The organism is Vulcaniibacterium thermophilum, assembly GCF_007923255.1.
GTDB classification, from domain to species: Bacteria; Pseudomonadota; Gammaproteobacteria; order Xanthomonadales; family Xanthomonadaceae; genus Lysobacter_F; species Lysobacter_F thermophilum.
This window is the reverse complement of sequence record NZ_VOHJ01000053.1, coordinates 1-11,186: the sequence shown is the minus strand read 5'-3', so window position 1 is coordinate 11,186 and position 11,186 is coordinate 1. Positions and strand designations below refer to the sequence as shown.

The window sequence follows — 11,186 nt, the reverse complement described above, 5'->3', positions numbered from 1 at the left end:
GTCCGGCGCCTGCCGGCCCACCGCCAGCCCCGCGGCGAACGCCACGGTGCCCGCGGCCAGCGCGATCGCCGCCGCCAGCGCGGATGCCGGCCATCGCGGCGACGGCGCACGCGCCGGCGCGAACGCGACGTCGCGCTCGGCGCGCGCCACGTCCTGCACGTCCACCTGCGTGCCGTCGCGCGCGAAGCAGGACAGCAGCGCCTTGTCGGCCAGGATGTTGATGCGGCGCGTCAGTCCGCCGGTGGTGCGGCCGATGCGCGCCACCGCCTTGGCGGTGAACGGAAAGCTGCCGCGATGGCCGGCCGCGCGCAGGCGGAATTCGAGGTAATCGCGCACGTCCGAGGCCGGCAGCGGGCCCAGCTCGAAACGCTGCACCACGCGCTCGCGGAGCTGCCGCAGCGCGGGGCGCGCCAGCAGTGCGGCCAGTTCCGGCTGGCCGAACAGCACGATGTTGAGCAGCTTGTGGCGGCTGGTTTCCAGATTCGACAGCAGCCGCACCTCCTCCAGCGATTCGGCCGGCATCGCATGCGCCTCGTCGATCAACAGCACCACCCGCCGGCCGGCGGCGTAGCGCGCGATCAGTTCGCGGTTGAGCGCGTCCAGCCGGGTCGGCGCGCCGTCGGCGTCGGCCGACAGCCCGAGGTCGTGCGCGATCGCATCCAGGATCTCGTTGCGCGAGAACGACGGGTTGGCGAGGTAGATCGCGTCCACCTGCGGCGGCAGATGCTCCAGCAGCATGCGGCAGAGCATCGTCTTGCCGCTGCCGACCTCGCCGATCACGGTGACGATGCCCTCGTCGGCCTGCACCGCGTAGCGCAGCGCCTCCAGCATCGAGCCGCGGTTGCAGCCGGCGAAGAAGAAATGCGGGTTCGGCGTGATCGAGAACGGCGCTTCGCCCAGGCCGAAGTGGTCGAGATACAAGGTGGTCATCCGCGTCGCTCCCCCTCGGCCATGCGCCGCTGCGATCGATGCACCGCACCGCCCGGCGGGCGCACCCTGACGCTGTTAGCGGCGCGGATCTCCGCCGCTTGAGCGGTGACGGAAAGCCGTCGGGCCGTGAACGGTCGCACCGAAAACGCCGGTTTTCCGCCCTGTGCGGGCCCGTCGTGCTGGTCGTGCGTCACGCTGCCTCCCCGGTGTGTCCCGGATGCCCGGCATGGCGCCCCTCGGCCACGCGGCATCCCCGTCGCGGGGATGCAACCGCCGTGCCTTGCATCACGTTCCTGAACGAGCAGGGCCCAACTCCTCCCCCTGCTCGCAGAGAGGGCCCCAACTCCTCCCCTGCTTGCAGAGGGGCCCCCAACTCCTCCCCCTGCTTGCAGGGGGAGGCCGGGAGGGGGTGAAGCGGTCGGGCGACACCCGCTCGAAAGCCGCCCTCACCCCTCCCAACCCTCCCCTGCACGCAGGGGAGGGGGCCCCAACTTCGCCGCTCCTTGCAGGAGAGCGAGTCCCAACTCCTCCCCCTGCTTGCAGGGGGAGGCCGGGAGGGGGTGAAGCGGTCGGGCGACACCCGCTCGAAAGCCGACCTCACCCCTCCCCAACCCTCCCCTGCACGCAGGGGAGGGAGCCCCAACTTCGCCGCTCCTTGCAGGAGAGCGAGCCCCAACTCCTCCCCCTGCTTGCAGGGGGAGGCCGGGAGGGGGTGAAGCGGTCGGGGAGGCGCGCTCCGAAGCCGACCTCACCCCTCCCGAACCCTCCCCTGCACGCAGGGGAGGGAGCCCCAACTTCGCCGCTCCTTGCAGGAGAGCGAGCCCCGACTCCTCCCCCTGCTTGCAGGGGGAGGCCGGGAGGGGGTGAAGCGGGTCCCGGGCGTCACTCCTCCAGGCTCACCACCCGCAGCGGCTCGCCGCCGTCCACGTACAGCCGCCCGCCCGGCACCAGCGCGGTGCGCAGCCGTTGCAGGGCGATGCGCCCGGCGCGGGGATGCCGCCCGTCCAGCGCGCCCACGCGCACCGCGAACGCCAAGTCGTAGGGCGCCTCGTCCGCGGCCAGCACGAAGTCCTCGATCGCCACCTGGCGCAACGACACCCGACCGGCGGCCAGCTCGCCTGCGAGCGCCGCGCGCGCCTGCCGGATCGCGGCCGCGGAGCGGTCGATGCCGCAGGCGTGACCATGCCCGATCCGCCGGGCGACCTCGCGCAGCGCCGCGCCCGGTCCGCAGCCGATCTCCAGCACGCGCAGCCCCGGTCGCAGCGGCAGGGCATCGACGATCGCGGCGAGGCGGCGGGAAAGCGGCGAGGCCACCGATGCCGCGTCCGCTATCGCGCCGTGCGGGTCAGCTCGACGCCGTCCACCGTCATCCGCCACGCCCCGCCCGCGCGGTGCGGCGGCCGCGCCACGTCGAAGCGCGTTTCCAACGGGCCGACGCCGACGATGAAGTCCTCGTTCTCGAACCGCTTGAGCGGCGCATCGACCGAGGTCGAGGTATCGCCGCGCCGACGCGCGTACAGCACGCGACCGCCCGCGTGGATCGTCAGCGTCATCTGCGGTCCCTGCCAGGTTCCCACGTACTCGGCCTTCTCGACCGGCACCGGCTTCGCGCAGCCGGCCAGCGATCCCGCGAGCGCCAACGCCATCGCCGCTGCACGCATCGTTGGCTCCTTCCGCAGTGTGAGTCGGGCAGCATAGCCGCCATCGGTCCGCCAGCCGCAGGCGGCCATGCCAGGTTGCAGATCGTGCGCTTACGCCAGCGACCGCAATGCTATCGCCCACAGCACCAGGAACGCGGCGACATAGCCGAGGACGGCCGCCGGACGCGGCGCGAAGTCGCTTCCCCGCGCGCGCCGGTCCTTCGCCCGATCCTCGGCGAGCACCGCCACCGCCAGCAGTCCGTAACCAAGTCCGGCAAGAAGATTGTCGGGACTCTCGAAGCGCAGGTACGCCCAGAGCCGAAGCGCTGCTCCAAGACCGAGCAGGCAAACCAGCACTCGATGGACAGACCGGCGCTTCGCTAGGCGTTCCATGCGGCCAACTCCGTGTCGGGACTGATTCACGCTACCGCGAGGAATCGGCCGAGTCCATGCGCCGGCCGCGGGAGATCGTGCCCCCGCACCAGCAGTGCAGGGCTGGCGCAATCCGGTGCTCCGGCTTCTCGCGCGCGCCTTCGATGGTGGCGTGCCGCCACTCGCTGGGGATCACCCCGCCGCAAACGCCTCCCGCGTCAGATTGACCGGCTCGCCGTCGGTGCAGACCACGTCGTCCTCGATGCGGATGCCGCCGTAGGGGCGGAATTCGGCGATGCGGGCCCAGTCGATGGCGTCGGCGTGCGGCGAGTCGCGCAGGGGGTCGAGCAGCATGTCGATGAAGTAGATGCCGGGCTCGATGGTGACGACCATGCCGGGTTCGAGCGTGCGCGTCAGGCGCAGGTAAGGATGACCGTCGGGCTTGGGGATGCTGCCGCCGCGGTCGGATTCGGCGAAGCCGGCGACGTCGTGCACCTGCAGGCCGATGCCGTGGCCGATGCCGTGCGGGAAGAACGCGCTGCTGACGCCGGTTTCGAGCGCCGCCTCGGGGCTCATGCGCAGGATGCCGAACTCGCGCAGGATGCCGGCGAGCATCAGATGGGCGTCGAGATGCAGGCGGCGGTAGTCGTGGCCGGCACGCACCTGGTCGCACATGCGCTGCTGGGCGGCGTCGACGGCGTCGATCAGGCGCTGGAACTCGCTGCCGGTGTCCCAGGCGTAGGTGCGGGTGATGTCGCAGGCATAGCCCTCGTGGCTGGCGCCGGCGTCGATCAGGAAACTGCGCACGGGTTTCGGCGGCACGCGGTCGCGGTCGGTGTAGTGCAGGATCGCCGCGTGCTCGTCGAGCGCCACGATGTTGCTGTACGGCAGCTCCATCGCATCCTGTCCGGCGGCCTGGCAGTAGGCCAGGTGGATGCCGAACTCCGACGCGCCGGCGCGGAATGCGCGTTCGGCGGCGCGGTGGCCGCGCACGCCGCGCGCGCTGGCGCGGCGCATCAGTTCGATCTCGTACGGCGTCTTGTAGGCGCGGTGGTAGTGCAGGTAGTCCAATACCTGCGCCGGGTTGTTCGGCGCGAACTCGCCGAGCGCGCTCTGCGCCTCGCCGACGATCGCGCAGCGCGCCGCGGTCGCCGGCAGGTGCGGCAGCGCCGCTTCCGGCGTGCGGATCACGACGATGTCGAAATGATCGACCCAGTATCCGGACGGCGCCTGCGGCACCACGTGCCAGTAGTCGAACGGTTGCAGGTACAGCAGCTTCGGCTTCGCGCCCGGGGTCACCACCAGCCAGCTCCCCGGCGCGCGCGTCACCGGCAGCCAATGCTTGAAATGCGGGTTGACGGCGTAGGGATAGTCGCGATCGTCGAATGCCTGGTAGAGCAGCGTGCCGCTGGGGATCACCAGGTGGTCGAAGCCGCCGCGCGCGAGCGCTTCGGCGGTGCGCTGGTGCAGGACGGCGAGATGGTCGGCGTACAGGCGGGCCAGGTCGGACATCGGACGGCGGGCGTGGTGGAGGAGCGCCCGATTGTGCCGGAACGCGCCGCGCCGGGCCCGTGTCAGGCGTACTCCCCGCCCGGCGCGTTGAGCCACGCCAGCAGCTTGGTGAGCTGGTCGCCGCCGACGCCGATGAAGCGGAATCCGGCCCACCACTGGCCGCCGCCGCGGGTTTCCTCGCGCCAGAGCAGGTGCGCGCCGACCTCGACGGTCGCATCGGCCACGCCGGGCGCCGGCAGCGCGAAGCGGAACTGGTACAGCGCGTCCTCGACCAGCGGCGCGCTGCCGATCAGCAGCATGCCGGTCTCCGACAGGTTGCCGAGCTGGCCGACCACCTGGTCGGTCATGGTGTCCAGCACCGGGACGTTGTCGCTGACCTTGCGCCGCGGCGCGCGGCGGTACTCGGGCTGGCTCATCGCACGCCTCCGGCTCGCGAGGGTTCGGAATTGCCGTTGCCGCCGGTGAGGCTGCGCAGCGTGGCGAGCGCGGCCTGCCACGCGCGATCCACCAGCCGCGCGCGCCCGGCGGTGACCAGCCGCGCCTGCCCGGCCGCCATCATCCGTGCCAGCGCGTCCATCGACATTTCCGCCACGCGCTGGCCGCGCGCGTTGACGAACAGCGCGTGGTCGCTGACCGTGCTGAACCACGACAGACGGCGGCGGACGACGTCGCCCTGCTGGTTGGTGACGAACTCGAACCACGTGCCGAACGGCAGCGCGCGCAACTGGTCGTAGCGCGCCTGCTCGGCGGGCGTGCGCGGCGGCATCTCGGCCTTGCCTGCTCGGGCCGTCTCCTCGCCCAGCCGCGCGCGCGCCTTCAGCTTGATCGCAAGCTCGGTGCGGGTGGCGGCATCGTCGTCGTCGTGCTCGCGCCCGCCGGCCAGACGCACGGCGATCGCGTTGGCCTCCTCGTCGTGGTAGCCCACCTGCTTGAGCGAGCGCTCGATCAGCGCCACCAGCGCCGGATCGGCCTCGCCGCTGCCGGCGCTGCACGCCTCGATCATGCGCGCGGTGGCGTCGACCTGCTTCTGCCATTCGACCGAATCCTCGCCCTGGCGCAGCAGGGTGAGGGTGAGCACGTCGCACCAGGCCTGGTTGAGCAGGGCGCGGGTGAACTTCGGCAGCGTGCGCTCGCCGATCAGCCGTGCGAGCGTCTCGCCGGCCTGGCGCTTGGCCAGCTCCAGGCGCTCCTTGCCGCGCGCGGCTTCGATGTGGCGGCGCTCGAGCAGCTCGGCCTTGCGCGCCATCGCCTCGAGCTGGCCCTGGAGCTGCTTGTTGCTGGCCTCGAAGACGGCAAGATCGCCGTCGTAATCCTTCACCACCTGGCTGACCGCCTGCTGCAGCGGCGCCAGCAGTTGCGGGTCGAAATCGTCCTCGCCGAGCCACTTCGCCGCCGCCTCGGCGACGGTGTTGAGCAGCTCGCGCGCGGGATGGTGCGGGCGCACGAAGAACGCGTGATCGCGCAGCGCCACCTGCAACAGCGGCACCTGCAGCCTGCGGATCAGCTCCGCCGCCGGCGCATCGCTGCGCACTTCGCCTTCCAGATGGCGGTACAGCAGGCCGAGCAGCTCGAACGCGTCGTTGTCGGCCGGCAACAGCGCCGCGCGCGCGCCGTGCCGTTGCCGCGCCTGCGCCAGCACCATCTGGCGGATGTCGGCGAGACTGCCGTGCGGCGTGCCGGTGGGCGACACCGCGCGCCGCATCGCATCCAGCGCGCCGAGCACCTCGGTGGTGCCGACGGGCGTGCCGGCCTCGCCGCGGCCGGAACCGAGCTTCTGGATCAACTGGCGGCGTCCGGCGAGCAGCTTGCGCAGGTTCTCGAACGCGTTCTCGTCGGTGACTTCCAGTGCGGGTTCCGCGGCGCCGGCCGGCGCCGGCGGCGTGGCATTCGCACTGTCTGCCGGCGCGCGCGCCGCGGGCGCCTCGCCGGCCGGTACGCCGAGCCAGCCGATGTAGGGCGCTTCCGGATCGGCCGCGGCGGGCGTGCGCTCCGCGCGCCGCACGCGCCGGACGGGCTTCCCGTCGGCGCTCGCCGCAGGCGGGGCATCGCGCCTCTGCGGCCGCGGCTGCGTGCGGATCGGCACGTAGGTCAGCCCGGGCAGGATGCCCTCGCGCGCGAGGGTCTGGTCGAGCTCCTCGGCGAAGGCGGGATAGCGCGCCAGCACGTGGCGGTCGAAGGTCGAATACAGCAGGTCGCGTTCGGCTTCCTCCAGATGCAGCCCCCGGCAGGCGTCGCGCAGCGCGCGGCACAGCGCGCGCGGGCCCACCGGCAGGCGCTCGGCGTCGAACGCGGGCGAGCCCGCCAGCACCCCGAACCGCTGCCCGAGCAGATGCAGCGGCAGCGCGGCGCGCGCTTCCTGCCGCACGGCCAGTTCGTTGAGGCGGGTTTCCTCTTCGATCGCGCGGTCGTCGACCAGCCGCAGGTTGCGGAAATCGATCGGCTGCGGCGCATCCGCCTCGGCCTTCGGCGGCGCGCGCCGGATCGCGGCGAGCTGGCCTTCGAGGATCAGCAGCATGCGCGGCAGCAGGTCGGCGCGGCTGTGCCGCACCGCGCGCAGCGACTGCAGGTAGACGGATTCGATCGAGCCGCTGCGCGCGCGATCGGCGAGCCGGAACAGCTCCTGCTCCAGATCGTTGAGGGTCGCGTTGAGCCCGGTTTCCAGTTCGAGCGAGACGGCGCGCAGCACCCGCTCCAGCGCGCGGCGCACGCGCGGAGGCAGGCCTGCGGTCGCCAGGGTCGGTGGCGCACTCCCTTGCGGGTCGGTCGTTGCGGACATGGCTTCCGGTCGACGCGGCGATACGCCGTTTCATAACACGGCGAGGGGGGCAGGGCCAGTCACGGACCGGCCGTTGGCCTTACAGGAACAGCGCGATCGCGTCGTTGGCGAAGCGCAGGCCCAGCTCGGTGGGGCGGATGCGCTCGCCGTCCTCGCGCGCCAGCCAGCCGCGCGCGATGGCGCGCTCGAGCGGCGCGGCGATGGCCTCGTCGTCCAGCCCCGTGCGGGCGCGGAACAGGGCGAGGGTGAAGCCTTCGCGCAGGCGCAGCGCGTTGAGCATGAATTCGAACGGACGCTGCTCCGGCGCGATGCGCTCGTCGCCGCCGATCGCCCCGGCGGTGCCCGCGGTGGCGAGATAACGCGCGGGATGCTTGTGCTTCCAGCGGCGCAGGATGCTCTGCTCGCTGCCGAGCGTGAGCTTGCCGTGCGCGCCGGCGCCGATGCCGAGGTAGTCGCCGAAGCGCCAGTAATTGAGGTTGTGCGCGCACTGCCGGCCCGGCCGCGCGTAGGCGCTGATCTCGTACTGCGCATAGCCGGCCGCGGCCAGACGCGCCTGGCAGGCTTCCTGCATCGTCCAGGCGGTGTCCTCGTCGGGCAGCCCCTCGGGCGTGCGCACGGCGAACACGGTGTTCGGCTCCAGCGTGAGCTGATAGTGCGAGACGTGCGCCGGCGCCAGCGCGATCGCGCGTTCGACGTCGGTCTCCGCCATCGCCGGCGTCTGCTGCGGCAGCGCGAACATCAGATCGAGGTTGATGTCGTCGAAGCCGGCGTCCTGCGCCTGCTTCACCGCGGCTTCCGCTTCGCGGCTGTCGTGGATGCGGCCGAGCCGCTGCAGGCAGCCGTCGTCGAAGCTCTGGATGCCGAAGCTCAGGCGGTTCACGCCCGCCGCGCGGTAGCCCTCGAAGCGGCCGTGCTCGGCGGTGCCGGGATTGGTCTCCAGCGTGATCTCGACATCGGGCGCGAAGCGCAGGCGGCTGCTCGCGCCCTGCAGGAAGCGGTCGATCGCCTCCGCCGGAAACAGGCTCGGCGTGCCGCCGCCGAAGAACACCGAATGCACCGTGCGGCCCCACACCAGCGGCAGGTCGAACTCCAGATCCGCCAGCAGCGCCTCGACGTAGGCGTCGAACGGCAACGCCGTCCGCGCCTCGTGCGAGTTGAAGTCGCAGTACGGGCACTTGCGCACGCACCACGGCAGGTGCACGTACAGCGACAGCGGCGGCGGAATCAGTGGGGCCACGGGCATGGTTGTCGAAGCGCGGCGACGCAAGCCGCAGGGCAGCCCCTCTCCCGCTGGCGGGGAAGGAGTCGGGAGGAGGACGCCGCGACGGGAAGGTGCACCACCATGCGCCCGCGCCGCTAAAGCGCCGCCAAACGCGCCTTCAGCGCCGCCAGCGCCTGGCCCCGATGGCTGATGCGGTTCTTGAGCGCCGGCTCCAGCTCCGCCGCCGAACCGCCGTGCGCCGGATCGAAGAACACCGGGTCGTAGCCGAAACCGCCCGCGCCGCGCGGCGCGTGCAGGATGCACCCGCGCCACAGCCCTTCGGCGATCAGCGGCTGCGGATCCTCCGCATGCCGCACCAGCACGATCACCGCGTAGAAATGCGCGCCGCGTGCCTCATCCGGCACGCCGCGCAGCGCATCGAGCAGCTTGGCGATGTTGGCCCGCGCATCGCCGTGGCCGCCCGCATAGCGCGCCGAGTACAGCCCCGGCGCGCCGCCGAGCGCATCCACGCACAGTCCGGAATCGTCGCCCAGCGCGGGCAGCCCGCTGACGGCGGCCGCGTGGCGCGCCTTCAACAGCGCGTTCTCGACGAACGTGAGGCCGGTCTCCTCGATGTCGGCGATGCCGAGTTCGCCCTGCGTCACCAGCTCGATGCCGGTTTCGGCGAGCAGCGCGCGCATCTCGCGCAGCTTGCCGGCATTGCCGCTGGCCAGCACCCAACGCGTCACGCGCCCTCCAGCGCCGCGCGCTGCAGCGCGAACAACCGCGCGCAGCCCTGCTGGGCCAGATCGAGCAGGGCATCGAGTTCGTCGCGGCGGAACGCGTGGCCTTCGGCGGTGCCCTGCACCTCGACGAAACCGCCGCCGTCGTTCATCACCACGTTCATGTCGGTGTCGCAGTCGACGTCTTCGGCGTAATCCAGATCGAGCACCGGCACGCCGCGCCAGATGCCGACCGACACCGCCGCCACCGCGCCGTGGATCGGATCGCGCGCGATCTCGCGCCGGGCCAGCAGCCAGCGGCAGGCATCGACCAGCGCGACGTAGGCGCCGGTGATCGCGGCCGTGCGGGTGCCGCCGTCGGCCTGCAGCACGTCGCAATCGAGGGTGATCGTGCGCTCGCCGAGCGCCGCGCGGTCCACGCACGCGCGCAGGCTGCGGCCGATCAGGCGCTGGATCTCCAGCGTGCGTCCGCCCTGCCTGCCGCGCGCGGCCTCGCGGTCCGAGCGCGTGTGGGTGGCGCGCGGCAGCATGCCGTACTCGGCGGTGACCCAGCCTTCGCCCTTGCCGCGCAGGAACGCCGGCGCCTTCGCATCGACCGATGCGGTGCACAGCACGCGCGTCTCGCCGAAGCTCACCAGCACCGAGCCCTCCGCGTGCCGGGTGTAGCCGCGCTCGATGCGCACTTCGCGCAGTTGCGCGGGCAGACGGCCGCTCGGGCGGGCGAAACCGGGCGGGACGGGGGTGCTCATGCTGAATGCCCTGGACTTGGCCGGCGAAGGGCGCGCGAGTTTACCATTCGCTCCCTTGCGGCCCTGCCGCCGCCGACCCGGGGACACCGATGCCGATCCGCAGCATGACCGCCTTCGCCAGCGGCGAACGCCCGACCGCGTGGGGCACGCTGGCCTGCGAGCTGCGCTCGGTCAACCACCGTTTCCTCGAAGTCGGCGTGCGCCTGTCCGACGACCTGCGCGCGCTGGAACCGGCGCTGCGCGAGCGCATCGCCGCCCGCATCGCGCGCGGCAAGGTCGATCTCAGCCTGCGTCTGCGCGCGCCCGAGGGCGGCGCGGCGCTCGAACTCGATCCGCAGCGCGTGCGCGAGCTCGGCCAGCTCGCGCAGGATCTGGCCGCGCGCTTTCCCGCGCTGCACACCGACTTCGCCACCTTGCTGGCGGTGCCGGGCGTGCTGCGCACGCCGACCGTCGATCCGGCGGCGTTGCAGGCGGAGACGCTGGAGCTGCTGGATGCGGTGATCGACGAGTTCGTCGCGGCGCGCGAGCGCGAGGGCGCGAAGCTCGCTGCCGTCATTCGCGAACGGGTGGAGGCGATCGCGGCCATCGCCGCCGACGTGCGCGCGATGATGCCGGCGATCCGCGCCGGCCAGCGTGCGAAGCTGGAAGCGCGGCTGGCGGATCTGGCGATGCCGCTCGATCCGGGCCGGCTGGAGCAGGAACTGGTGATCTGGCTGCAGAAGCTCGACGTCGACGAGGAGCTCGACCGTCTCGACGCCCACGTCGCCGAGGCCCGCCGCGTGCTCGGCCTGCGCGAGGCGGTCGGCCGCCGGCTCGACTTCCTGCTGCAGGAGTTCAACCGCGAGGCGAACACGCTCGGCTCCAAGTCGGTCGACGCCCGCAGCTCGGCCGCGGCGGTGGAGCTGAAGGTGCTGATCGACCAGGTGCGCGAGCAGGTGCAGAACATCGAGTAGCGCGGGTAACGGGAATCGGGAATGGGGAATCGGGAATGGGGAATCGGGAATCGTAAGGAGCAGCAGACCATCCGACTTGCTCCAGCTCACGGGACACAACTGCCGATCCCGACTCCCGACTCCCGACCCCCGACCCCCGACCCCCGACTCCCGACTCCCGACTCCCGACTCCCGACCCCCGACCCCCGACCCCCGACCCCCGACCCCCGACTCCCGACTCCCGACTCCCGACTCCCGACTCCCGACTCCCGACTCCCGACTCCCGACTCCCGATTCCCGATTCCCGATTCCCGATTCCCGATTCCCGATT

Annotated in this window: 11 protein-coding genes; 1 reads left to right on the top strand and 10 read right to left on the bottom strand. The window is 72.2% G+C overall.

The window, feature by feature from the left end; all coding sequences use genetic code 11:
- From FQY64_RS14000 to rph, 10 genes are all read right to left on the bottom strand, one after another.
- The coding region (locus FQY64_RS14000; protein ID WP_222431796.1) for an ExeA family protein at positions 1-930 on the bottom strand (930 nt) is incomplete at its 3' end.
- Between the two features lie 882 nt (positions 931-1,812).
- A complete protein-coding gene (locus FQY64_RS13995) occupies positions 1,813-2,244 on the bottom strand; it encodes an SAM-dependent methyltransferase (protein ID WP_146475257.1) in 432 nt (143 codons plus the stop codon).
- Positions 2,245-2,258: 14 nt separating this feature from the next.
- Positions 2,259-2,591: a hypothetical protein gene (locus FQY64_RS13990; RefSeq protein WP_146475255.1), complete on the bottom strand. Its 333-nt coding sequence runs from the start codon at positions 2,589-2,591 to the stop codon at positions 2,259-2,261.
- A 90-nt stretch (positions 2,592-2,681) separates the two neighbouring features.
- Positions 2,682-2,963, bottom strand: a complete 282-nt coding sequence (locus tag FQY64_RS13985; RefSeq protein WP_146475253.1) for a hypothetical protein — start codon at positions 2,961-2,963, stop codon at positions 2,682-2,684.
- 171 nt (positions 2,964-3,134) lie between these two features.
- Complete coding sequence (pepQ, locus tag FQY64_RS13980) at positions 3,135-4,454, bottom strand: Xaa-Pro dipeptidase (protein WP_146475251.1); 1,320 nt, start codon at positions 4,452-4,454, stop codon at positions 3,135-3,137.
- A gap of 62 nt (positions 4,455-4,516) precedes the next feature.
- Positions 4,517-4,870, bottom strand: coding sequence for a PilZ domain-containing protein (locus FQY64_RS13975; protein ID WP_186761029.1), 354 nt, complete (start codon positions 4,868-4,870; stop codon positions 4,517-4,519).
- Positions 4,867-7,230 (bottom strand): DUF1631 domain-containing protein, encoded by a 2,364-nt coding sequence (locus tag FQY64_RS13970; RefSeq protein WP_146475249.1) that lies wholly within the window; start codon positions 7,228-7,230, stop codon positions 4,867-4,869. The genes FQY64_RS13975 and FQY64_RS13970 overlap by 4 nt, the downstream gene beginning before the upstream one ends.
- Before the next feature lie 79 nt (positions 7,231-7,309).
- Complete coding sequence (gene hemW / locus FQY64_RS13965; protein WP_146475259.1) at positions 7,310-8,467, bottom strand: radical SAM family heme chaperone HemW; 1,158 nt, start codon at positions 8,465-8,467, stop codon at positions 7,310-7,312.
- Positions 8,468-8,586: 119 nt separating this feature from the next.
- Positions 8,587-9,180 (bottom strand): RdgB/HAM1 family non-canonical purine NTP pyrophosphatase, encoded by a 594-nt coding sequence (gene rdgB, locus FQY64_RS13960; RefSeq protein ID WP_146475247.1) that lies wholly within the window; start codon positions 9,178-9,180, stop codon positions 8,587-8,589.
- Positions 9,177-9,923: a ribonuclease PH gene (gene rph, locus FQY64_RS13955; RefSeq protein WP_146475245.1), complete on the bottom strand. Its 747-nt coding sequence runs from the start codon at positions 9,921-9,923 to the stop codon at positions 9,177-9,179. Before rph ends, rdgB begins: the two co-directional genes overlap by 4 nt.
- Positions 9,924-10,027: 104 nt before the next feature.
- Between rph and FQY64_RS13950 the strand changes: the two genes are divergently transcribed.
- Positions 10,028-10,876: a YicC/YloC family endoribonuclease gene (locus FQY64_RS13950; RefSeq protein WP_146475243.1), complete on the top strand. Its 849-nt coding sequence runs from the start codon at positions 10,028-10,030 to the stop codon at positions 10,874-10,876.
- The last annotated feature ends 310 nt before the right edge of the window (positions 10,877-11,186 follow it).